24 protein-coding genes are annotated in these 25,411 nt (G+C 29.0%); 23 read left to right on the top strand and 1 reads right to left on the bottom strand.

All coding sequences use genetic code 11. The features are described from left to right. Window positions 1-73: 73 nt before the first annotated feature. From KGF41_RS02155 to KGF41_RS02070, 18 genes are all read left to right on the top strand, one after another. Window positions 74-427 (top strand): small basic family protein, encoded by a 354-nt coding sequence (locus KGF41_RS02155; protein WP_227829172.1) that lies wholly within the window; start codon window positions 74-76, stop codon window positions 425-427. A gap of 189 nt (window positions 428-616) precedes the next feature. After that, entirely contained in the window at window positions 617-1,777 is a 1,161-nt protein-coding gene (gene ftsZ, locus KGF41_RS02150) for a cell division protein FtsZ (protein ID WP_227432418.1), read from the top strand. Between the two features lie 261 nt (window positions 1,778-2,038). After that, the gene (locus KGF41_RS02145) at window positions 2,039-3,313 is read left to right on the top strand and encodes an ABC transporter substrate-binding protein (protein WP_227829171.1); all 1,275 of its coding nucleotides are present in this window, start codon (window positions 2,039-2,041) and stop codon (window positions 3,311-3,313) included. A 325-nt stretch (window positions 3,314-3,638) separates the two neighbouring features. Beyond that, entirely contained in the window at window positions 3,639-4,484 is an 846-nt protein-coding gene (locus KGF41_RS02140; RefSeq protein WP_227856300.1) for a sigma-E processing peptidase SpoIIGA, read from the top strand. 24 nt (window positions 4,485-4,508) lie between these two features. Beyond that, a complete protein-coding gene (gene sigE, locus KGF41_RS02135; protein WP_227856299.1) occupies window positions 4,509-5,231 on the top strand; it encodes an RNA polymerase sporulation sigma factor SigE in 723 nt (240 codons plus the stop codon). 91 nt (window positions 5,232-5,322) lie between these two features. Beyond that, on the top strand, window positions 5,323-6,096 hold the full coding sequence (gene sigG, locus KGF41_RS02130; RefSeq protein ID WP_169468424.1) for an RNA polymerase sporulation sigma factor SigG: 774 nt from the start codon (window positions 5,323-5,325) through the stop codon (window positions 6,094-6,096). A 104-nt stretch (window positions 6,097-6,200) separates the two neighbouring features. Then, window positions 6,201-6,464 (top strand): YlmC/YmxH family sporulation protein, encoded by a 264-nt coding sequence (locus tag KGF41_RS02125; RefSeq protein ID WP_227432422.1) that lies wholly within the window; start codon window positions 6,201-6,203, stop codon window positions 6,462-6,464. Window positions 6,465-6,485: 21 nt separating this feature from the next. Further along, window positions 6,486-6,947, top strand: coding sequence for a transcriptional regulator NrdR (gene nrdR / locus KGF41_RS02120; protein ID WP_227824212.1), 462 nt, complete (start codon window positions 6,486-6,488; stop codon window positions 6,945-6,947). Next, window positions 6,944-7,705: a peptidoglycan editing factor PgeF gene (pgeF, locus tag KGF41_RS02115; protein WP_413840107.1), complete on the top strand. Its 762-nt coding sequence runs from the start codon at window positions 6,944-6,946 to the stop codon at window positions 7,703-7,705. Before nrdR ends, pgeF begins: the two co-directional genes overlap by 4 nt. A 14-nt stretch (window positions 7,706-7,719) precedes the next feature. Then, the gene (locus KGF41_RS02110) at window positions 7,720-8,418 is read left to right on the top strand and encodes a winged helix-turn-helix domain-containing protein (RefSeq protein WP_227829167.1); all 699 of its coding nucleotides are present in this window, start codon (window positions 7,720-7,722) and stop codon (window positions 8,416-8,418) included. Between the two features lie 65 nt (window positions 8,419-8,483). Next, window positions 8,484-9,737, top strand: coding sequence for a HAMP domain-containing sensor histidine kinase (locus tag KGF41_RS02105; RefSeq protein ID WP_255287755.1), 1,254 nt, complete (start codon window positions 8,484-8,486; stop codon window positions 9,735-9,737). A gap of 54 nt (window positions 9,738-9,791) precedes the next feature. Beyond that, complete coding sequence (locus tag KGF41_RS02100) at window positions 9,792-10,724, top strand: YIEGIA family protein (protein WP_227829165.1); 933 nt, start codon at window positions 9,792-9,794, stop codon at window positions 10,722-10,724. Window positions 10,725-10,769: 45 nt separating this feature from the next. Further along, window positions 10,770-11,702, top strand: coding sequence for a YIEGIA family protein (locus KGF41_RS02095; protein ID WP_227842057.1), 933 nt, complete (start codon window positions 10,770-10,772; stop codon window positions 11,700-11,702). Between the two features lies 1 nt (window position 11,703). Beyond that, a complete protein-coding gene (locus KGF41_RS02090; protein WP_227432429.1) occupies window positions 11,704-11,904 on the top strand; it encodes a capping complex subunit for YIEGIA in 201 nt (66 codons plus the stop codon). Window positions 11,905-12,140: 236 nt separating this feature from the next. Next, window positions 12,141-13,469: a DUF512 domain-containing protein gene (locus tag KGF41_RS02085; RefSeq protein ID WP_227842059.1), complete on the top strand. Its 1,329-nt coding sequence runs from the start codon at window positions 12,141-12,143 to the stop codon at window positions 13,467-13,469. A gap of 27 nt (window positions 13,470-13,496) precedes the next feature. Beyond that, on the top strand, window positions 13,497-14,822 hold the full coding sequence (gene der, locus KGF41_RS02080; protein WP_255287738.1) for a ribosome biogenesis GTPase Der: 1,326 nt from the start codon (window positions 13,497-13,499) through the stop codon (window positions 14,820-14,822). Window positions 14,823-14,855: 33 nt separating this feature from the next. After that, complete coding sequence (gene plsY / locus KGF41_RS02075; RefSeq protein WP_227829162.1) at window positions 14,856-15,470, top strand: glycerol-3-phosphate 1-O-acyltransferase PlsY; 615 nt, start codon at window positions 14,856-14,858, stop codon at window positions 15,468-15,470. 30 nt (window positions 15,471-15,500) lie between these two features. Then, window positions 15,501-16,520, top strand: a complete 1,020-nt coding sequence (locus KGF41_RS02070) for an NAD(P)H-dependent glycerol-3-phosphate dehydrogenase (RefSeq protein WP_227432432.1) — start codon at window positions 15,501-15,503, stop codon at window positions 16,518-16,520. Between the two features lie 74 nt (window positions 16,521-16,594). Here the strand turns inward: KGF41_RS02070 and KGF41_RS02065 are convergent, their stop codons facing one another. Next, window positions 16,595-17,245: a TetR/AcrR family transcriptional regulator gene (locus KGF41_RS02065; protein ID WP_227829161.1), complete on the bottom strand. Its 651-nt coding sequence runs from the start codon at window positions 17,243-17,245 to the stop codon at window positions 16,595-16,597. A 318-nt stretch (window positions 17,246-17,563) separates the two neighbouring features. On the opposite strand from KGF41_RS02065, the gene KGF41_RS02060 reads away from it, so the two are divergent. The 5 genes from KGF41_RS02060 (at window position 17,564) to KGF41_RS02040 (ending at window position 25,366) form a co-directional block, all read left to right on the top strand. Beyond that, entirely contained in the window at window positions 17,564-18,703 is a 1,140-nt protein-coding gene (locus KGF41_RS02060; protein WP_227839458.1) for a M24 family metallopeptidase, read from the top strand. Between the two features lie 14 nt (window positions 18,704-18,717). Further along, window positions 18,718-20,172 (top strand): amino acid permease, encoded by a 1,455-nt coding sequence (locus KGF41_RS02055; protein ID WP_255611291.1) that lies wholly within the window; start codon window positions 18,718-18,720, stop codon window positions 20,170-20,172. A 162-nt stretch (window positions 20,173-20,334) separates the two neighbouring features. Continuing rightward, entirely contained in the window at window positions 20,335-21,630 is a 1,296-nt protein-coding gene (locus KGF41_RS02050; protein ID WP_227839456.1) for an MFS transporter, read from the top strand. A 170-nt stretch (window positions 21,631-21,800) separates the two neighbouring features. Further along, window positions 21,801-23,276: a stage IV sporulation protein A gene (gene spoIVA, locus KGF41_RS02045; RefSeq protein ID WP_227829157.1), complete on the top strand. Its 1,476-nt coding sequence runs from the start codon at window positions 21,801-21,803 to the stop codon at window positions 23,274-23,276. Between the two features lie 182 nt (window positions 23,277-23,458). Beyond that, complete coding sequence (locus tag KGF41_RS02040; protein ID WP_227829156.1) at window positions 23,459-25,366, top strand: hypothetical protein; 1,908 nt, start codon at window positions 23,459-23,461, stop codon at window positions 25,364-25,366. The last annotated feature ends 45 nt before the right edge of the window (window positions 25,367-25,411 follow it).

Here is a 25,411-nt window from a genome sequence, read left to right as displayed (position 1 = left end):
AAAAATAAAAAAAATTAATAAAAAGGATTGTAATATAGTTGTGTTTCAAAGTAAAATAAAGAGGTGAGGATTTATGATATGGGTGTTAGGAGGATTGGCATTTGGTGTGGTAGTAGGTTACTACATTCCATTTACATATTCTATGGATTATTCGATATATATGTCAGTAGCTATTCTTGCAATAATGGATTCTATATTTGGAGCGATAAAATCCAGTTTTGAAGATAACTATGATAATGTAATTTTTGTTACTGGTTTCATAGGGAATGCTATCTTGGCTATATTATTGACTTATATAGGAGAAAAGTTAGGAATTTCACTTTATTATGTAGCAGTATTAGTTTTTGGTATGAGACTATTTAATAATTTATCCATAATTAGACGTTATATCATTGCCAATATTATGAATAAAAAACATAAAAATTAAAGAGCTTTTGATATATACATAAAATATTTTATACTTAAAGAGTAATATTTGACAATATAAGTAAGAAAATTAAAAAGGAAAATTTACGTTTTTGTGGAATATGTTAGTTAAAGGTTAACAAAATAAAAGAAGAAAATGATATAATTAATACATACGATAACTTTGAATCATGAGATAAGGGGGTTTATGATGCTAAACTTTGACGTAGAATTAGAAGAATGTGCACAAATTAAAGTAATAGGTGTAGGTGGCGGTGGAAACAATGCTGTCAATAGAATGGTAGAAGCTCAACTTAAAGGTGTTGAATTTATATCAGTAAATACAGATAAACAAGCTTTATATACATCAAAGGCTGAATATAAAGTTCAAATAGGAGAAAAATTAACTAGAGGACTTGGTGCAGGAGCTAATCCAGAAGTAGGAAAAAGAGCTGCTGAAGAAAGTAAAGATGAAATAGTAAAACTACTTCAAGGAGCTGATATGGTATTTGTTACAGCTGGAATGGGTGGTGGTACTGGTACAGGAGCTGCCCCAGTAGTTGCAGGCTTAGCTAAAGAAATGGGTATCCTTACAGTAGGTGTAGTTACAAAACCTTTTGCATTTGAAGGTAAAATAAGAATGAAAAATGCTGAAGGTGGAATAGCTGAGCTTAAGTCAAAGGTAGATACTCTTATAACAATACCAAATGATAGACTTTTACAAATAGTACAAAAGAATACTTCTATGTTGGATGCTTTTGCAGTTGCAGATGATGTGTTAAAACAAGGTATACAATCAATTTCTGACCTTATAGCAGTTGAAGGATTAATAAACTTAGACTTTGCAGATGTTACTACTATAATGAAAGATAAAGGTCTTGCTCATATGGGTATAGGTAGTGCTAGTGGAGAAACTAGAGCTATAGATGCTGCTAGACAAGCTATCCAATCTCCACTTTTAGAAACATCAATACAAGGAGCAAAAGGAGTACTTCTTAATGTTACAGGTGGTCCTAACTTAGGATTATTTGAAGTTAATGAAGCATCTACTTTAGTTATGGAATCCTGTGACCCAGAAGCAAATGTTATATTTGGTGCTTCTATAAAAGAAGATTTAGGTGATGAAATAATGATTACAGTAATCGCAACAGGATTTGAAGGCTTACAAGGTGGGATTTTAGATTTGGATACTAAGCCTAAATCAAGTATAAGATCTTCTTTGAATACAACCGTAAAACAAGTTGTAAAAGAAATAGAAGAAGAAGAAATTGTCGTTGAAGAAAAGATAGAAGCTCCTAAAAAGGCGAGTATAATAGAAGAAGACGATGATGAGAGCATGGAAATACCTACATTCTTAAGAAGAAGAAGATAATATGTAAATTTATAAAGAAGTCAATAGACTTCTTTTTATTTTTTGTATTTTAATCTATTATTTCTTAAAATATATTCTAGTATCAAAAAAATATAAAAAAGTAAAGTTTTTTTATCAAGTATAGAAAAAAATGATAATTATATAAATGATTATAGTTTTTTATAATTAGACAATGATATTTTTATTTGGTAATATTAAATCTGAATTGAATTGTAAAAATTTGAGGAAAAAGAGAAATTAAAGTCTGAAAGGGGATTAAGTATGATTAAGCTAAAAAAAATTCTTTCTTTAGCCATGGTTGCTGTTTTGTCAACATCACTTCTTGCTGGATGTACAAAAAAAGAAGAATCTAAAGGAAAAGATGGCAAAGAAAAATTAGTTGTATGGTCTGCACCATTAACAGATCATGATGCAGATGCATGGAAACCGATACTTGAGAAATTTGAAAAGGAAAATAACTGTGAAATTGAATTTCAAATAGTACCATGGGATAATTATGCAGAAAAATATGCTACTGCAATCAGTGCAGGTGAGGGGCCAGATATAGGATATATGTATGCAGAAATGTTTCCTCAATTTATAGAAATGGGAGCAGTTGAAGATTTAACTCCTTATTTAGAAAAATCAGGAACTTCAGACAATTATTTATACTTAGATAATGCAAAAATGATGGGTGGAATTTACGGTTTACCTATAGAAGCTGCTAATCCAGGTGTATTATACTATAATAAAGATATACTAGAAAAATTGGGAGAAAAACCTCCTAAAACATGGGAAGATTTTAAAAGAATATGTGAAAAAGCAACAAAAGATACTGATGGAGATGGAAAAATCGACCAATGGGGTCTTGCACAAGGTTGGGGTTCTAAAGTGTTTGGTAGTTTAAACTGGAACTGGTATCCATATCTATGGCAAGCTGGTGGAGATATATATAATGATGATTTAAAATCAGTTAAATTTAATAATGAAGAAGGATTAAAAGCTGCTAACTTTATAAATGATATGAAAAAATATATACCAGATAATGCTTTATCAAAAGACAGTAATGAAATGGTTGAAAGTGTATTTGGACCAGGAAAAGCTGCATTTACTATAATGCTGTCTTCTGCTGCTACAAGTACTTTTGATAAATCATTCCCAGACTTAAACTGGGGATATGTAACTTCATTAGAAGATAAAACAGTTGGTAGTTTTGCTTCAGTAGATGATTTAACTTTAATGTCAGCGTGTAAAAACAAAGAACTTGGCTTTAAACTTCTTGAATATATGTTAAGTAAAGATTCAATGGAAGCTTTCCATAAAGAGATACCAAGAGCACCAGTTGCTAAAGGTGAAAAATATCAAGGAGACCCAAGATTTGAAGAAATGGTAACAAAAGATAAAAATATGTACAGACCATTAACAGTTGGACCTCATGGAGTAGAAATATATGAACACTTATGGAAACAACTTCAAATGATGATAGCTGGAGATAAAACTCCAGAACAAGCACTAAATGAATCTGCAAAATATGCAAATGAATTATTAGCACAATAGTTTAAGTTTATATTTGAATTTATAGACTATGCAACTTAATTTTATACAAGTAAAAGATTTACTTGCTATATTATTAAGTCGCATAGTCTTTTTTTATGGAAATATTCCAAAAGTGAGGTTGAATAACTTCTACCTAGATATATTGGATTCTACAAAAAAGCCTATTTGTTTGATACTAAAAAAATATCTTTTGACGACATAAAGTATAAGACATATATCATTGTTATTTTTAAATAGAATTTGTTTTGGATTCGACTGTCAAAAGTGACATAAAATTTTGTACATACTATCTTATAATATGTTTAAAGGTTTTAAGGGGGGATACATGGTGTATATTGAGTACTATGTTATAGAAAACCTAGTAATAAATTATATTATTATAAGTTGTACTTCTATTCTTATTAAAAAATATAATCCTAGAAAGAATAAGTTGCTGGGGGCTAGTTTAGGAGGAGCCTACTCTGTTGCTTATTTATACCCGTCAATGAATATACTATTTACAGTGCCATTTAAAATAATAATCATGAGTATTATAACTTTAATTTCATTTAGGACTAAGAGTAAAAAAGATTATGCTCATGTAGCATTAGTTTTTTATTTAGTAAATATTTTTATTTCTGGAAGTACTTATTTTGTAATTTACTTTACAGGAATAAGCCATTTAAAAATATCTTTTTTAATTGCATGTACTTATGTAAGTTGTGAACTATTAAAGTACATTTACAAAGACTTGAAGATGCTTAAATACATCAAAGAGCTTACAAAGACTATAAATATAAACTTATTAGAAAAAAACTTTTGCTGTAAGGCTTTAGTGGATAGTGGAAATTTATTAAAAGACCCAATAAGTCAAAGTGATGTAATAATAGTCAAATCAAGTGTGTTAGAAGGATTGATTCCAGAAAATCTATTAAATATTGACTATGAAGATATAGATATGAAAAAAGCTCAGGAAATCATATGTAGTTTAGATGACAGAACTTCAGGGAGAGTTAGAATAATACCTTATAAACATGCTGGAAGTAATAAGACAAGCATAATAATTGGTCTAAAAGCTGATTATGTAGAGGTAGATGAGCAAAAAATAGGAAATATAATACTTGGTATTTCAAATTTTAATGATAGAGAATATGGGGCAATAATGAATCCAAATATATTGCCTGGATTCTAGCTAAAAATTTAAGGGGGACAAAGGATGTTACGATTAAAAGAAAGAATCATAAGCTTTATTACGATGTTAGGTATTAAATTAAAAATAATAAAGCCAAAAGGAATATACTATATGGGAGGGGCCAATATTCTTCCTCCTCCACTAAAACCAGAAGAAGAAATAGAACTTTTGCAAAAACTAGAAACTGATGAAACTGTAAAATCAATTTTAATAGAAAGAAATTTGAGATTAGTAGTCTACATATCAAGAAAATTTGAAAATACAGGTATAGATGTAGAGGATTTAATTTCTATAGGAACTATAGGTTTGATAAAGGCAGTCAATACTTTTAAATTAAATAAAAACATAAAATTAGCAACTTATGCTTCAAGATGTATAGAAAATGAAATACTAATGTATCTAAGAAAAAATAATAAAAAGAAAACAGAGGTGTCTTTTGATGAACCTTTAAATATAGACTTAGATGGAAACGAACTTTTATTATCAGATGTTTTAGGTACAGAAAATGATGAAATATATAAAATAATAGAAGAAGAGATAGATAGAGATTTATTAGTTATGGCACTTGACAGATTAAGTGACAGAGAAAAGCAAATTATGGAATTAAGGTTTGGACTTATAGATAAAGGTATTGAAAAAACACAAAAAGAAGTTGCTGGAATGCTTGGAATATCTCAATCCTACATATCTAGACTTGAAAAGAAAATAATTTCAAGGTTACAAAAAGAAATGAAAAAATTTGTATAATTCTAAATTAATTCTTCTTAAAAAGTATAAAAAAATTGGAAATGTAAATAATTTCAATAGATGAATACTTTTTGAGAGAGGACTGAAATGTATGCAAGTTAATAAGGTTGAAATATGTGGTGTTAATACATCTGAACTTCCAGTTCTTAAAAATAAGCAAATGAAGGAACTTTTATTACAAATAAAAAGTGGTGATGAAGAAGCCAGACAACAATTTGTAAGAGGAAATTTAAGGTTAGTCTTGAGTGTAATAAAAAAATTTAACAACAGAGGAGAAAATATAGACGATTTATTTCAAATAGGTTGTATTGGTCTTATAAAAGCTATAGATAATTTTGATTTAAGTCAAAATGTCAGATTTTCAACTTATGCTGTTCCTATGATTATAGGAGAAATTAGAAGATACTTAAGAGATAATAATCCAATCAGAGTAAGTAGATCATTAAAAGATATAGCATATAAGGCACTACAAGTCAGAGAAAGATTAATTAGAACAAATTCAAAAGAACCAACAGTATCAGAAATAGCAAAAGAATTAGAATTAGAAGTAGAGTCAGTTGTAATGGCACTTGATGCTATACAAGACCCAATATCTTTATTTGACCCAGTATATCAAGATAATGGAGATGCGATATTTGTAATGGATCAGGTTCAAGACAAAAAAGATACTGATGAAAACTGGTTGCAAGAAATATCACTTAAGGAAGCTATTAAAAAATTAAATAGTAGAGAAAAGTTGGTATTAGATTTAAGATTTTACAAAGGAAGAACTCAGATAGAAGTTGCTGATGAAATCGGTATATCTCAAGCACAAGTATCAAGAATTGAAAAAAATGCTTTAAAAAATATGAGAAAGTATGTATAAGTAATCCATGGAATGTAAACATAATTTTAAATTTAAATGACCTATATAGGTCATTTTTTTTTATCCAAATACATATTTATTTTTAAAGAAAGGGTGAGTATAATATGATTAGAGTTTCTGATATAATGGAAAAAGAAATTATAAATGTAAAAAATGGAAAAAGGATGGGTTTCATAATCGACATAGATATGGATATCCATGAGGGAAAGGTAGTCTCATTTACCATTTTTGGAGATGGAAGTAGAAGTTTTTTTTCAAGAGGAGGGGATGAAGAAGTTATATTTTGGAATGATATACTTAAAATAGGTTGTGATACAATAATAGTAAATATAGGTTCAGAATTAAGCTTAGATGAATTTGATATATAGCTAAACGAAGGAGGAATACAGATGCAATGTCCTTATTGTAATTATAAAGAATCAAAGGTAATAGATTCTAGACATACAGATTTAAAATCTATTAGAAGAAGACGTGAATGTGAATTATGTAAAAAGAGATTTACTACTTATGAAAAAATAGAAACTACTCCTTTAATGGTTATTAAAAAAGATAATAGTAGAGAATATTTTGATAGAGAAAAAATAAAATACGGACTATTAAAGGCATGTGAAAAAAGACCTGTATCTGTTGAAGATATTGAGAATATAGTTGTACATATTGAAAATGAAATAAATAAATGTTTTATAGAAGAAATCGAAACCAAAAAAATTGGCGAAATGGTAATGGATAAATTGAAAGATTTAGATGAAGTCGCCTATGTAAGATTTGCTTCTGTGTATAGACAATTTAAAGATATAAATACTTTTGTAAACGAACTTAAAAGTATACTAATAGAAAAAGGAGACAAATGATGAAAGATTATATAAATCTAAAAAGTGTAGAAGATATTAAAGAGTATGTTAACTTAAGTAGCAACTGTAAAGAAATTGATGAAAAATTAAATTCTATAAATCTAGTTATAACTTGCAAAAATATAGATGCAAAAAGTAAAGAAGACATGTTAAGGGTTTGTAAGGAGTGCGATTTAATGTTTGAAAATTTAACTAGTAATTCTCAAATACATTCAGACATAGTTAACATAGTTAACAGAGAGAATATAGGACAAAAAATAGAAGGCGATGCACTTATAACAAACTTAGAGAAAGTACCACTTTTATTGTTTACAGCAGATTGCGTACCTATATCAATTATAGATGCTAAAAATAAAGCCATAGGACTAGCACATGCGGGCTGGAAAGGTACTTTTAGTAATATAGGTCACAAAACAATAAAATTGATGTCTGAGACCTATAAAACAGTTCCTGAAGATTTGATATGTATAATTGGACCATCAATTGGACCTTGTTGTTATGAAGTGTCTGAGGATTTGGTAGAAAAATTTAACACAATTCTTACAAATAATGATGAAAAGTTCTATATAATAAAAGAGGGAAGTTACTATTTAGATTTATGGAAAATTAATGAGTATATGCTGAGATGTAGTGGAGTCAAAAAAGAAAATATAATAAATTTAAATCTATGCACTAGTTGTAGAGCAGATGAATTCCACTCTTATAGAAAACATAATAAGGCATCAGAACGAATAGGAACGGTACTACAGATAAAATAGAGAGGAGCTTTTTAATGAATACTAAAGTGCTTGTTATAGACGATGAAATGCATATAGTTGAGCTATTAAAATTCAATTTGGAGGTGTCAAACTACGAAGTTAGTTATTCATATGATGGATTTGATGGATTTATAAAAGCTAAAGAAGTTAAACCAGATTTAATACTTTTAGATTGGATGCTACCAAATATAAGTGGAATAGATGTACTTAGAAAAATAAGAAGTGATAAAGACTTGAAAAATATTCCTGTTATAATGCTTACTGCTAAAAATATGGAAAATGACAAGGTTGAAGGGCTTGAAGTAGGTGCTGATGATTATATAACCAAGCCATTTAGTATAAAAGAATTGTTAGCTAGAGTTAGCTCTGTTTTGAGAAGATATAACTTAACTAGTACAGGTGAAGAAAATAATATACTTACCACAGGTAATTTAAAACTAGATTTATCAAAACATGAAGTTACTAAAGGTTCTGAAAAGATAGAGTTAACACTTAAAGAGTTTGAACTGTTAAAATTATTAATTCAGAATAAAGGTAAGGTACTTTCAAGAAACTATCTTTTAGATAAAATATGGGGCTATGAATACTATGGAGAAACTAGAACAGTAGATGTCCATATAAGATATTTAAGAAAAAAAATAGAAGATGAAGATGAAGATAAATCAGAAAAATATATAGAAACTATAAGAGGTGTAGGATACAAAATAGATTAGAAAAAGTTATATTTTAGGAGTGTTATCTTGTGGAAGAATTAAAGAACATATATTTTTTTATTGTTATGTTGTCTATAGCCATTGTGATATTGTCTGTAAGATACACAATAACACTAAGAAAATATTTAAAAGAGTTTATATACGTTTCAAAAAAAGTAAGTAACAAAGAGTTTCACGCTAGGCTGAATATATCAGCTAAAGGAGAACTAGGAGAATTAGCCAGAAATTTTAATCATATGATAAAAAATATGGATGATACATTAGAAGAAGTACAATATAAACATTTACAATTAAGGTCTATATTAAAAAGTATATCTCATGGAATTTTAGCTATAGATGTAAATGGAAACATATTATTGATAAATGATGAAGCTAAAGAAATGATAAAGAGCGAACCCAACAAACTAGTTGAAGGTCATAATATCAATGCTGTAATAAAAGAAGAAGAAATATTAAAGCAGATACTTCAATTTATAGGTTCTAAAGAAAATGAAACTGCAAAGATTACTATTAAAGATGATATAGTATACAAAATAAAAGTGGACCCAGTTTATCTTCAAAATACTAATAATGTAATAATTGGCTCAATAGTAAACATAGAAGATATTACTAAAAAGGTGAAGCTTGAAAATATGAGAAGTGATTTTGTTGCTAATGTAAGTCATGAACTTAAAACACCACTTACATCTATAAGTGGATTTGTTGAAACGTTAAAATCCAATGAAAATATAGATGTAAATACTAGAAATAGGTTTTTGGAAATAATAGAAAGTGAATCAGACAGATTAAAAAGATTGATTGATGACATATTATTATTATCATTTGTAGAAAATAAAGACACTCTTCTAATGGAAGATGTTGTAATATATGATGTATTTAGAGAAGTATATGAAATAACTCAACGTTCAGCTAGTGAAAAAAATATAGAAGTTTTATATAAATGTGATGATAAATCAATAAACATACTTTCTAATAGAGATTATATCAAACAAGTGTTTTTAAATTTAGTTGATAATGCTATAAAATACACTCAAGATAATGGTATTGTACAAGTTGTAGTTTTAAAAGATGAAGAAAAAATAATAATCAAAGTTATAGATAATGGCGTTGGAATACCAAAAGAAGATGTAGAACGTATCTTTGAACGCTTCTATAGAGTGGATAAAGCAAGAAGTAGAGATGTAGGAGGAACGGGCTTAGGATTGGCTATAACGAAGCATATAGTCAAATCATTAAATGGATGTATAAAAGTAAAAAGTGAACTTGGTATTGGTAGCGAATTTATTGTTACAATACTACAAAAAAATTTCCTTAAATAGAAGGAAATTTTTTTTGTTTTTTGCACAAACTATATAATAGAAGGAGCTGAGAAAATGGAAGAAAGCTTATTAGGTGCAAATTTATTTAGACACTCTTTTATAGTAGCAGTAATTATAGGAATATTGTGTAGAGGATTAGTTTTAAGAGTTACAGACAAGCAATACCCATCGAGACCACAAGATTATTTAGAACAAATAATAATATCAGGACTTTCAGCTTCATTGGGTGCTATAGCATTACCTGCACTTATAGATAAGGAGTTTGCAGCATTAACATTTTTTGCAGTAGCAATACAACAATTTCAAGGTCTTGCAGAGCAAGAAAGAATAACATTAAAAAATATCGACAATGAAGAATTAGTACCAAAAGGAGATGCTTATGTAGAAGAAATAGCATCTACGTATGAATCTAGAAGTTATATCAGTCTTTTTTCTGCACTAGTATCTTCTATAGTTTATATTACTGTTTCAAAACGATATGACCTTAGTTTTGCTTATTGTACAATACTAGCTGTTATAGCAGGAGCTTTAGTTGGTTTAATTTTTAGAAGATTTCTAAGACGAAATAGTATAGCAGATATAGCAGATATAGTTCCTGCTGAAGTAAGCTTTGAAGGGCCTATTTTAAAAGTAAATGGTGTAATAATAACTAATATAGGTTTAGAGAATACAAGAGAAAAATATAAAAATGAATGTCTAGCTATAGAGATTATACCAAGAGATTTGGGTGCATTTGGGATAGTAAATGATATAGGGCAAAGACAAGCTATAATACATAATCTATTTATTCATATGGGTATAGATAAGGATGTAGATGAGGTTGATATTGTAGCTATATCTAAAACTAACTTAGAAAAAAGCACTGTGGTTGTACCATATGTACCAATAATCAAGGATATAGATGTAATGATAGATGTAGTAAAGAGCACTCCTATCATAGAGACATCAAAAGGAAAACAGAGTGATTTTTCTAGAAAGACTTTGTAGATTTATATGTGAACATTTTATATTAGATATTTTAGGAGTGATTTAATGGATAGAGTATTTTTTGTTGCAGTTATTATTGGTATGACATCAAGAGTCATAATGTTAAATTTAGACCAAAAACAGTACCCTACACAACCAAATGTTTTACTATCTCAGCTTATATTAGCCTTTGTTGCTTCGGCATTAGGAGCATTACTAGTTCCAGCTCTTATAAATCGTTCTTATACATCGATAACATTTTTATCTTTGGCAGCAGAACAGTTTAGACAAGTAAGAGCAAATAGAAGGAATACATTACAAAACTTAGAAGAAGTTCAACTTGTAAAAAGAGGAGCTGCATTTATAGAAGAGATAGCTAGAACTTATGAAGTAAGAAATTATATGTGCATAGTTACATCTTTTTTAACAATAGGATTATATTATGTAATTATTGAAGAAACTAAAATAAGTGAAGGCATGAGTTTGATAATAAGTTCAATTTGTGGTTTATTATTAGCTTTCATACTTAAGAAACTTCTTACTAGAAAAAGTATTGGAGATATAGCTGATGTAATGCCTGCTGATATTAGCTTCGTAAATGAATCTATACTAAAGGTGGGAGATTTAAAAGGGATAACAAATATAGGTCTAAAAAGTGATAGAGAAGTATATATTAATAGAGGTGTAGGGATACAAATAATTCCTAAAGATAGAGATTATGCTAATGCAGGAATATTATTTGATTCGGGTCAAAGACAAGCGATAGTATACAATATATATTCGAGATTAGGTTTATATGGAGATTATGGAGAACCTGCATTTGTACCATTACCTAGACGAAATAAAGATGATGAAAGTATAATGATTGCTTATTTACCAATAGATAGGAATGTTGAAAAGGTAATGGAAGCTGTAAAATCATGTCCAATACTTTCAAGTTCTAAAGGTAAAAACTTATCACTGAAAAACTATAAAACAGGAAAGAAAGGAAGTGCATAAAATGGGAATGGATATAGGTCTAAATGAATATACCCTAGCAATAGTTACACTAGATAAAAATATGAGAAATGGTGGAGGTTGTCCGATATTTTATGCAAATGATGAAAAAGATTTGCAAAATAAGGCAATGCTCATGTCAAAGTGTGTAGGCGGAATGGTTCACGATATGACTAATGGAACATTAATAATAGTAAAGCATTAAAACTATAAGGTACTTTTAAGGGCAAATAATGTTCAAATTTATAAAATATTTAAATTTGAATATTATTTGTTTTAATCTTTTTATAGCTATTTACTTATATTGACTATTAGAATTAAAATGTGTTATTATGACATGAAATGTTTAAAAATGCTATTGTAAAATATAATAAAGTAATAAACTGTATATGAAAATATATTATAATAAATATTGATGAATATAAAAGAGTGGTGAAAAAAATGGAAGTAAATGTAAAAAAAATAAATAATATTATAAGTAAAGTTTACAAAGATAGTATTGCAGAAGAAATAGGTATAGAAGTAGGAGATTTACTTATATCTGTAAATGAACAGCCAATACATGATATAATAGAGTATAGATTCTTACTAAGTGATGAGTATTTAGAGGTAGAAATACAAAAAAAAGATGGTGAAGTCTACATATATGAGATAGAAAAAGACTATGATGAAGATTTGGGCGTTGAATTTACAAATCCAATAATTGACCAAGCTAAAAGTTGTAGAAATAAATGTATGTTTTGTTTTATAGACCAGTTGCCAGAAGGAATGAGAGAAACTCTTTATTTTAAAGATGATGACTCAAGATTGTCTTTTTTACAAGGAAATTTTGTTACACTTACAAATATGAGCGAAGAAGATATAAATAATATAATTAAATACAGAATAAGTCCTATAAATATATCTGTGCATACAACTAATCCAGAATTAAGACAAAAAATGATAAGCAATAAATTTGCAGGAAAATTATATGGTATAATGAAGAGATTGGCAGATGCTCATATAGAAATGAACTGTCAAATTGTTTTATGTCCAGGTATAAATGATGGAAAGGAATTGGATAGAACAATAAAAGAATTAGCTCAACTTTATCCATATGTAAATAGTGTTGCTATAGTTCCAGTTGGAATTACAAAGCATAGAGAAAATTTAGCAGAATTAAATATATTTAATAATAATGGTGCAAGTAAAACTATAGAGCAAATTCATGAAATACAACAGAAATATCTTGAGAAAATAGGGACTCGATTTGCATTTTTATCGGATGAATTTTATATATTATCTAGTAGAGAATTGCCTGCATATGAAGAATATGAAGGATTTTTACAGTTTGAAGATGGTGTAGGTATGATACGTAAGTTAAAAACAGAGATTGAAGAGTATCTAAAAACATTATCTGAGAATAGTCTTAAAAGAGACAAAAAGGTATCAATAGCTACTGGACATTCTGCATATGAATTTATACAAAGTATGGCAGATGCTATGATGGACAAGTTTAAAAATCTTCAAATAGATGTTTATGAAATAAAAAATAAGTTTTTTGGAGAAACAATAACAGTATCAGGCCTTTTAACAGCGAAAGATTTAAAAGAGCAACTTGAGCATAAGGAATTGGGAGAAGCTCTTTATATAACAAGAAGTATGTTAAAAGCAGATGAAGAAATTTTCTTAGATAATATTGAACTAAATCAGTTAGAAGAACTTATGAAAATAAAAATTATCCCATGCTTAAATGAAGGAAAAGATTTTGTGGATAAAATTTTAAAATAGAAAACAAAAGATGGAAGGAGAAACAACATGAGTATAAGTAGGCCAGTTGTAGCTGTAGTTGGGAGACCAAATGTTGGTAAGTCTACAATATTTAATAAATTTGCAGGAAAAAGGATATCAATAGTTGAAGATACACCAGGAGTTACAAGAGATAGAATATTTGCAGAAGTAGAATGGTTAGATAAATATTTTACATTAGTAGATACAGGAGGTATTGAACCTGATAGCGAAGATATAATATTATCTCAAATGAGAAGTCAAGCTATGCTTGCAATGGACATGTCACATGTAATACTTTTTATAGTTGATGGTAAGGCTGGAATAACAGCTGCTGATAAAGAAATTGCTCAGATACTTAGAAAAACAAAAAAACCAGTAATTCTAGTGGTTAATAAAATTGATAGTCAAAGTCAGTTTGACAATATATACGATTTTTATGAATTAGGTTTTGGAACTCCTTTTGGAGTGTCAGGAGCCAATAGTATGGGATTTGGAGATTTATTAGATGAGATAGTTCAAAATTTTCCAGCAGGATTAGATACAGAGTATGAAGAAGATATAATAAGAGTAGCTATAACAGGTAAGCCAAATGCAGGAAAGAGTTCTATACTTAATAAGATATTAGGAGAAGAAAGAGTAATTGTAAGTCCAATTGCAGGAACTACTAGAGATGCAATAGATACTTATTTTGAAAAAAATGGGCAGAAATTTCTTCTTATAGATACAGCAGGGCTTAGAAGAAAAAGCAAAATATATGAGACAATAGAAAAATACAGTGTAATAAGAGCTATGAGTGCTGTAGATAGAGCAGATGTAGTGTTGATAGTTATAGACGCTTTGGAAGGCGTGACAGAGCAGGATACAAAAGTTGCAGGTATAGCACATGATGAAGGTAAGGGATGTATATTTGTAGTCAATAAATGGGACTTAATAGAAAAAGATAATAAGACAATGAGTAATTACACAAAAGATATAAAAGAAAAATTCCCATTTATGATGTATGCTCCAATAGTATTTGTTTCTGCAAAGACTAATCAAAGAATGAATAAAATATTAGACACAGTTGAATATGTATCAAATGAACATTCTAAGAGAATATCAACTTCAGCATTAAATGAAGTAATTGGAGAAGCTGTAATGTTAAATCAGCCACCATCTGATAAAGGTAGAAGATTAAAAATTTACTATGGAACTCAAACAGACATTAGACCTCCTAAAATTACTTTATTTATAAATGACAAGAACTTAACTCACTTCTCATATCAAAGATACCTTGAAAATAAGATAAGAGAAAACTTTGGATTTGAAGGAACTTCCATAAAATTTGAGTATAGACAAAAAAATAAAAAGTAAATATCTAAAATATAACTAAAGGAGGTAAGTTCAGTGGAGATATTTAGTTATATAATTATTGCTGTAATTGCATATTTATTAGGCAATATATCAACCTCGTATATAGTTGCAAAGCGAATTGCTGGGGTTGATATAAGGACTCAAGGTTCGGGTAATGCAGGCTCGACAAATGTACTTAGAACACTTGGGAAAAAAGCAGGAGCAATGACTTTTTTAGGTGATGTTTTTAAAGGTGTAATTGCTGTTTTGATATCGGAAATTGCAGCAAAGTTGGTTGGTATAGATACTCTTTTAGCTGGATATCTAGCAGTTATATGTGTTGTAGCAGGTCATAATTGGCCAGCAGTTTTAGGATTTAGAGGGGGTAAAGGTGTTGCAACTTCATTAGGTGCAATGCTTGCTGTAAATCCAGTAATAACATTAATGTGTTTGGCCGTATTTATATTGGTGGTAATTATAACAAAATATGTTTCATTAGGTTCTGTTGTTGGGATAGGTTGTTCACCAATATTTATGATTATAGCAAAAAATAAAGCTGGGCTAGTTGTAGCTTTGTTTTTAAGCATATCAGTAATATATAATCACAGAGCAAATATAAAGCGATTATTAAATGGGACAGAAAGAAAAATTGGTCAAAAGAAAGAATAGTAAATATATTATACTCAGGTGGTGTTAAATATGGAGAAAGTATGTGTATTAGGTACTGGAAGTTGGGGAAGTGCATTAGCTTTAGGTCTTGCAAATAAAGGTAATGATGTGAGCATGTGGACCCGAAAAGAAGAACAAGCTAAAAAAATAAACAGGACTAAAGAAAATACAGACTATTTACCAGGAGTATTATTTCCACATAATATAACGATAAGTACTGATATAGAAAAAACTATAGAAAATTGCAAAGTAATAGTTTTAGCAGTTCCATCTCAAGCCGTAAGAAGTACTTGTGAAAAAATAAAACCCTTTGTAAAAGCTGGACAAATTATTGTTAATGTAGCAAAAGGTCTTGAAAAAGGCACTGGACTTAGATTGTCTCAGGTATGTGAAGAAGAATTGCCACAAAATCCATATGTAATACTATCTGGCCCATCTCATGCTGAAGAAGTAGCAAGAAATATACCTACTACAGTAGTAGTAGCATCTAAAGAATTAAAAATAGCACAGAGTATACAAGATTTATTTATGAGTCCTAAACTTAGAGTTTATACAAATCCAGATATAGTTGGAGTTGAACTTGGAGGAGCATTGAAAAATATTATAGCTTTTGGTGCTGGTATATGTGATGGATTAGGGTATGGTGACAATGCAAAAGCAGCTCTTATGACAAGAGGAATTAGTGAAATGAGTAGACTTGGTACTGCTATGGGAGCTAATATGTCTACATTTGCAGGCCTTTCAGGCATTGGAGATTTAATAGTTACTTGTACAAGCATGCATAGTAGAAATAGAAGAGCGGGTATACTTATAGGTCAAGGGATGAGCTTAGAAGATACCTTAAAAGAAGTAAAGATGGTTGTAGAAGGAATAACTGCTACTGAAGTAGCACATGATGTTGCTGAAAAGCTGAATATAGATATGCCAATAACTAATGCTATATACTCTGTAATAACTAAAGGTGCAAATCCTAAAGAAGTTGGAATAGAACTAATGATGAGAAGTAAAAAGCACGAAATGGAAGAAGTAGTTTTAGGTGATGATATATAAACTTATTGCACAATAAAATAAAAAAATAATAGCTGTGTTTTAGCCCTCTTTTTATAAAGAGGGCTATTTTAATATTACTTAGCATGTTTTATTATGTATTCAATAGAAGAAATCATTTTCATAGTTAACTCATCATCATTAGAATTTTTTCCTGTGTTCTTTTTTAAGAATAATAGATTTTGATAAAAAGAAATAATTATATCATTGATTATGTCTAAATCTTTAGATGGTATATATCCAGTATCTACAAGATTGTTCAATAGTATTTTATTTCTTTCTTTTATACTTTTTCCTGTAATCATTAGAGATATATCACTGTCATGAATACCTAAGTCTTCTGGAAACATATCATAATATTGTTTTGTTATATAACTAAGTTCATCACTGGACAAGTTAAAAAATACCTGATAAAAAGCTTGGGCATTGTCAAAAGAATGTTTACAAAATAATTTCCACATAATTATATATTTCTTATATTCATCATTTACATTCTCTATACACCTTGAAATATTTAAGTTATAATCTTTAAAATATTTTATAGATGCAAATGATATTAGATGGTCTAAATTTTTAAAGTAGTTGTATAGGGTTGAACTGTTATAGCCAGCCATATCTGCAACCTTACGAAGTGTAATATTTTCTATTCCTTCATTTTCCATAATGTTTTGAGCAGCTTCTATGAAATACATCAATATCCTTTTCTTTTGTAATTCTTTATTTGTCATTTTATTCACCTACAAATAATCAATATAGTTTATATAATCGTGATTTTATCATTAAATTTATCATAAATCAAGAATAATATTCCAAAATATAATATATATTTGTTATATTTTAGATAATTTAATATCAGCAGAATATAAAAAATATTTAAAAATTAAATCGTGATTGACAAAATAATCATGATTATGATAAAATAATCACAAATAAATTTAATTTACATACGAATACAACAAGTACTAAAAATATTAAGAATTTTGAAATGATATATTCATACTTGTTGTATTGAATAAATTATTTGAATATTGAGAAAGAGGTGTACTATGTCAAATAACATGAGACTAGAAAGATTAAGAAAGTATATGAATGAAAAAAATATTGAAATTTCCCTAATATTTGAACCAGACAACCAATTTTATATTAGTGGATTTAAAGCAATAACTTATTCTAGACCAATTGTAACAGTAGTAACTCAAGATAAAATAGAATTAATAGTGCCTGGATTAGAGGAGCTACATGCTAAAGAAGTTGCAAAAGTTGATAATGTATATGTATATTATGAAATACCAGAAATGAAAGAACATGGAATATCACATAAACATTACTTAGATATAATTTTAAATAGATATCCTAAAGGGATAACTGTTGGGATAGAAAAAGATATAGTATCTGCAAGCTTTTCAGAATATATAACTGAGAAATCATTTGCTATTAAAGATGTTGGAAGTAAAATATTTGAAATGAGATATGTAAAAGACGCAAGAGAGATAGAATTTTTAAAGATAGCTGGTTACTTATCTGATATAGGAATAAAAGGTTCTTTGGAAAATGTTAGAGTTGGGATGAGTGAATTGGAATTTGACGTTGCAGGGGATAATGCTTTACTAAAATATGTATCTGAAAATTATCCTGATACATATATAGGATTTGCAAACTGGACTTGTTCAGGCATCGATAGAACAGCACAACCACATTTAGACTCAAATACTAGAATACTTCAAAGAGGAGATATAGTAATACATAGTAGACAGGTTTGGTATGAAAACTATAGAGCAGAAAATGAAAGAACTTTTATTATAGGTAAGCCAACAGAAAGACAAAAGGAAGTATTTAAGATTGCAGTAGAAGCTCAACAAGCTGGATTAGATACAATAAAAGCTGGAATACCAGCAAGAATGGTGGATGAAGCAGCAAGAGCTGTTGTTGCAAAGCATGGTCTAGAGTTATATTCAAATCACAGAATTGGTCATGGTTTAGGTTTATCAGAACATGAAGAGCCATATTTAAGATTTGACAATGAATTAATACTAGAAGAAGGAATGGTATTTTCTATGGAACCAGGAATATATATACCTGGAGTTGGAGGATTTAGACACTCAGATACAGCAATAGTAGGTAAAAATAGTGCTACAATTATAACTAATTATCCAAGAAGTGTTGAAGAGCTTATACTTGATATTTAAATTAGTACATATGTATGAATTTAAGTAAATTTAAAATTGGAGGAATTACAGTGAAAAAGAAGATTGGATTTTGGGATTTAGTATTTATGAATATATCAGCACTATTTGGGATTAGATGGATAGCTAAATCTACTGCCTCTAGTTTTGGGTTGGGTCTTGGTTCGATACCAGTTTGGTTGTTGTTTGCTTTTATATTCTTTGTTCCAGCATCACTTATATGTGCAGAGTTGGCTGCAACATATCCAAAAGATGGTGGACTTGGAGAATGGGTTAAACAGGCTTATGGAGAGAAGTGGGGATTTATGGTGTCATGGTTAAATTGGACATCAAAGATATTTTGGTATTCTTCCTTCTTGACATTTTTAGCTATAAATATTGCTTATATGCTTGGAAATCCTGCTCTATCAAACAATAAGATGTTTATTTTAGTGCTTTCACTTATAATATTCTGGATGTTATCCCTAGTAAGTACTCGTGGAATGGCATTTGGAAAATTCTTTACAAATACAGGAGCATTAGGTTCTACAATTCCTGCTATATTACTTATAGTGATGGCATTTATGTCTGTAGTTATTCTCAAAAAAGCTCCATCAGCATCTGTATATACAATCCAAAATATAATACCAAAGATAGATGCTAATTCACTAGTTTCTATATCTGCTATAATATTTGCACTATCAGGAGCTGAAACAACTGCTAATTTCATAACTGAAATGGATAATGCTAAGAAAAACTTTCCTAAAGCTATATTGACAGTAGCTGTTTTAATAGGAGGAATCTATATCCTAGGTTCAGTAGCAATAACAATGATACTTCCTCCAGATGAAATTGCAGCATCAACAGGAATACTAGATGCACTAGCTAAAGTTGCACAAGATTTAGGAATAGGAAGCTGGTTTATAAGAGTAGTAGCATTTGGTATAACTTTATCGGTACTTGGAGCACTAATACTTTATATAGCAGGTCCAGTAAAGATGCTTTTTGGAAATGTAAAAGAAGGTGTATTTCCTAAGCAATTAACTGTTACAAATAAACACAATATACCATCAAATGCTGTAGTAATTCAAGCTATAATAGTGAGTCTACTTCTTATAGGAACAAATTTACTGCCATCAGTAGATAATATATATAATGTTCTTGTTACTATGACAGCATTAACAGCATTGTTTCCATATGTATTACTTTTTACGTCTTATATAAGACTTAGAAAGACAAGACCAAACGAAGAAAGACCATACTCAATTGCAAAAAGTGATTCAGTTTGTATCAATATAGCCAGAATGGTACTTGTAGTGACTGTAGTGGGGATACTTTTTTCAACAGCACCAGTTATGGAGACTTTAAAAGATAATATAGTTTATGAGATTGAGATGATAGGTGGAGGTCTTTTTGTTATAATAACAGGTTTAATGATATGGAAGAACTATGAAAGGAAGGTATCTAATAATTCTGGGGATTCCTATAAATAAAAATATAATTATTTTAGTGAGCTAAAAGCATTTATCTTTAGTTCACTAAAAATTATGGATAAATTAACATAATATATTAATAAATCTATAATATGTTGGGATGTTGAAAAATCAATAATTAGCTATCGTAAAAATTTATGAGTATTTACATAAGGAGGAAATATGTCAGTTGAAGTAAATAAACCAAGCATTTGGAAAAATTTCAAAGTCTTAATAATACTCTTTGTAGCAGGAGCCTTTATATATGCTTTACCATATTTAAAAAATTATTATTATGATACTTTTGCACAAGCATTTAATCTTACAAATACACAAATGGGTAGTTTAGGAAGTATTTATGGTTTACTTGCAATGGTATCATACCTTTTTGGTGGTTTCTTAGCAGATCGTATTTCAGCCAGAAAGCTACTTTCAGGTTCTTTAATTATTACAGGAGTATTGGGTCTTGTATTAACACTTTATCCTCCATATACTATTGTATTTTTAATCCATGCTTTATGGGGAATAACAACAATACTTACTTTTTGGCCAGCGCTTGTAAAAGCTGTTAGGATGTTAGCCTCTGAAAATGAACAAGGAAAGGCTTTTGGATTTATGGAAAGTGGTCGTGGAATTACCAATGCAATTCATTTATCTCTAGTCTTAATATTATTTGGATACATTTCATCAAAAGTAAGTGATAAATCTGGTCTTACAGCTATTATAGTGTTGTATTCAGCTATAAATGTAATAGTTGGATTATTAGTATTTTTTAAGTTAAAAGATAATGAAAAAGAGGTATCAGCCAAATTTGATAAAGAAGCTTTCTTTACAGTAATAAAAATGCCTCATACATGGATAATAACAATAATAATGTTTTGTTCATATTCAGCTAATATGTCATTTTACTATTTTACGCCATATTCAACTGAAGCATTTGGAGCAACTGTAGTATTTGCATCTGCAATATCAATATTAGCTCAGTATTGTAGACCAGTAGCATCAGCAGCCTCTGGATTACTTGGAGATAAAGTTGGTTCATCAAAGATTATATCTTATGGATTTATACTTATGATTGCAGGACTTTTAGGTGTAATATTTACACCAACAAAATCTTCTATGATTTATGTACTATTGATTGGATGTGTTGCAATATATGTATCTATGTATGCCATTCAAGGTTTACACTATTCGTTACTTGAAGAAGGTAATTATTCACTATCGATATCAGGAACTGCTATAGGTATAGTTGCTACATTAGGATATCTTCCAGAAGTACTTTGTCCTCTAGCAGCAGGAAAGATATTAGATGCATTTCCAGGTGTAACTGGATATAAGTACTACTTCATAGTTCTTACTATAGTAGCCATAATTGGATTGGTGTTTACATTTATATGGATGAATATGACTAAAGAAAGACGTAAAGAGCTTATTGAAATGAATAGTAAGTCAAATGAAAATACTACTAAAGTTAGTTAATATAATACACTACTATTTGGGCTAGCATTATAATTTAATTTACATTGAAATTTGCAAATTTCTATATGTAAACTAAATTAATATTGCTGGTCTTTATTTTTCTATTTTAAGAATATTAACCTCGAAATCTAAATATAATTTAATAAGATTAGATGTATAGGAGGAATAATATGAATAATAATATATACGAAGATATATCCAAAAGGACTCAGGGGGATATATATATTGGAGTAGTGGGACCTGTAAGAACAGGAAAATCAACTTTTATAAGAAAGTTTATGGAAAAGTTGGTTATCCCAAATATAGACAATGAGTTCAAAAAAGATAGAACAAGAGATGAGATACCTCAAAGTGGTTCAGGCAAAACTATAATGACAGTAGAACCAAAATTTGTACCAGCAGATGGTGTAGAAATTAAAATAAAAGACACAGTATCTTTAAAAGTGAGAATGGTAGATTGTGTTGGATACATAGTTGAAGGAGCTTTAGGTCATGAGGAAGGTGGAAAGCAAAGATTAGTATCCACTCCTTGGTCACAAGAAGCTATGACATTTGAGAAAGCAGCAGAGATAGGGACTAAAAAAGTTATAAAAGACCATTCTACAATAGGAATAGTTGTCTTGACAGATGGTTCAGTTACTGGTATTGACAGAAAAAGCTATGTAGAGCCAGAAGAGAGAGTTATACAAGAATTAAAAAATCTTAAAAAACCATTTGCTGTGGTTTTAAATACATTAAGTCCTAGAAGTGAAGAAACAAGTCTGCTTAGAAATGAATTAGAGGAAAAATATGAAGTTCCAGTTCTTCCAATGAATATAGTTGAAATGGAAGATGAGGATATAGAAGAAGTTATGGAAACTGTACTATATGATTTCCCACTTACAGAAATAAGAATAAACTTACCTAAATGGGTGGAAGGTCTTGAGAGAAATCACTGGATAAAAAGCAGTATAATAACAACATTAAAACAGAGCATTATAGACATAGGTAAAATAAGAGATATAGAAGGAATTATGCAAGGTTTCTCTGAGTTAGAGTTTTTAGATGATACAGGTGTTGACCATGTGGAGTTAGGAGAAGGTGTCATAAATATTGACTTACAAACAAAGCAAGATTTATTCTATAATGTCCTTGAAGAAAAAAGTGGATTTAAAATTGAAGGAGATTATCAATTGCTTAGCCTGATAACTAGATTATCTAAAGTTAAAAATGAGTATGATAAGATAGAAAGTGCTTTAATGGATGCTAAGATAAAAGGATATGGAGTAGTAGCACCTTCTTTAGAGGAACTTAGCTTGGAAGAGCCAGAAATAATGAAACAAGGAAAACAGTATGGTATTAAGTTAAAAGCTAATGCACCATCACTTCACATTATAAAAGCAGATATATCTACAGAAGTTTCTCCTATAGTTGGAAATCAAAATCAAGGTGAAGAGATGATAAAATATCTCATGGAGGTATTTGAAGAACAACCAGCAGATTTGTGGGAGTCAAATATGTTTGGTAAGTCACTTCATGATTTAGTAAAAGAGCAGCTTCAAAGTAAATTATATACTATGCCAGAGGAAATAAGAGTCAAGATGCAAAAGACTCTACAAAAAATTGTAAATGAAGGAAGCTCTAATATTATAACTATTTTATTATAAAAATATAGCTACTTGTTAAAGTAAAAGATTTGTTTACTTTAACAAGTAGCTTTTTATTTATAAAAGTTGGTAAAAATATTTATATAAATTGACAATAAACACTATTTATGGAAAAATTATATTGAGAAAGTACATTTTTCAACATTACTATACTAAAACTAAAAAAATTCTAGAGGTGTAAGGTGAAAAAATCGGAGATATTTATTTTTATAAATTTAGTAGTGATATGTTTTATGATTTTTCCAAATAAAGTTTTTGGACAAGAAGAAAATTGTCTAGAAGATTTTAAAAAATGGGTTCAAGAAAATAAAAACAGTACTGAAGATATTGTTTATACTCTACCCTGCGATATGGTAATAGATAAAGAGTTTAGATTTTATATTCCATATGGAACTAATTTTACAATAGACACTAATACGCATAAAGTACTAATAAAAGACCAAGGTAATTTTATAGTTGAAGATAATGAATTGAATATAATAGGAGAGGGCGGAAAAGATGGAGTAATACATGTGGAAGAGGGAGGAAAGTTAGGTATAGGTATAGACAATATAATTGCTACTAATGGAACTGCTTTGTATGTTGAAGAAGGAGGTATTTTAAATTTTAGTTGTTACTATCAAAATGTTGGAAAGATAAAAGCAAACGGAAATGATGCTATAGGAATTTATTCTGGAAATAATATTAGGGTTCCATATAGAGATATAGAAGTAAGAGGAGAAAATGCTATAGGAATCTATTGTAAGGGTGATGTTGAGTTGGAAAGTACATCAGTAAGAGCTTATGGCAATGATAACGAAAATAGATTATTAAAAAATTTATATAAAACTGCGCAATCCATTGTATCAGAAAGTAAAAATATTTATATAATTAATGATGATAATGAGTTAATACCTGCTATCTCAAACGATTCTGGTTACAATATTATAGAATGTTCTGCCAGAGGTATTTATGTGTTTGATAAGAAAATACAAGTATGCAAAGAAGATAAAATAGAAGATATAAATTTTCCGAAGGATGTTTTGATACAAACTTCTAGTGGCACTAATGTTAAGATAGATATGGAATGGGATATTTCTGATTATTATGAAAATTTAGTAAAGGGGTATGACTTCAGTATAAAAGGTAAGTTCAAAGATGAAGATTTAAATCTAAAAAAAATAATATTAAATGATGATGTTGTTCCTACTTTGGATGTACATATTGTGGAAAAAAAGCCAATAGATAATTTAAGTTTTGATTTTCAAAATACACGTTATGGATATTTAGCCATATTGGACTATGATATGCCATATAATGCAAATAAAGTTTTTGTTGAATACTCAGAAGATGGAGTCAATTGGATAAGTGAGGAACAAGAAGATATCAGTGAGCAGGTAATTCTCTTCTTTGAGGATTTTAAATTACGTTGTTTTAGGATAAAAGTAGAAGGAGGATTTAGAGATGGATATTCAAATATAGTACTAAAGCCTGGATTTGTAATGGATGGAGGAGAAGGACAAATAACACCAGATGATGAACAAGAAAACGAAGATATCGATGGTGACCGTGGAGGAGGAGGTAGAGATGACCCAGATAGAGATGACAGTGGGCTTATTATGGATAAAAATAATGATAATAAAAATGATGATGCTGATGAGCAAAGACCTGAGGATTCTGACAAAATCATTGAATCTAATGATAAGGAAAAAGATAATAAGCCACATCAAGACGAAAAAAATATTAAGATTGATAAAGAAAAAAACAATATAAATAATAAAGACAATAATATTAAAAATAATACTTTAATTATAGAAAACAAATTTGAAAATAGCTTAAAAGAAAAATTAATATATGCGTATAGTGAAAATGAGAAATCTTCTAAAAGTGAATCTAATTATGAGAATCTACCAAATAGAGAATATATTTCTAATGGTGACAAGACTAATAAGAAGATAAATCTTACTTCTAAACCCTATAATAAAATTCAAAACTCTCATAGTGGAGTTATTATTGGTATTGGAATTGTTACTTTAATTATGATAGGCTCAATGATAGCAGTAAATCCAAGTATTATAAAATATATTCGTAAATTTATAAAATTTAAATAATAAAATGAGTGAAACTATTTTAAAGAAATTGATGTTATTTGAGAA

Source organism: Clostridioides sp. ZZV14-6150 (genome assembly GCF_020657875.1).
In the GTDB taxonomy this organism is placed as follows: Bacteria; Bacillota; Clostridia; order Peptostreptococcales; family Peptostreptococcaceae; genus Clostridioides.
This window is presented reverse-complemented; position numbering and strand designations above follow the sequence as displayed.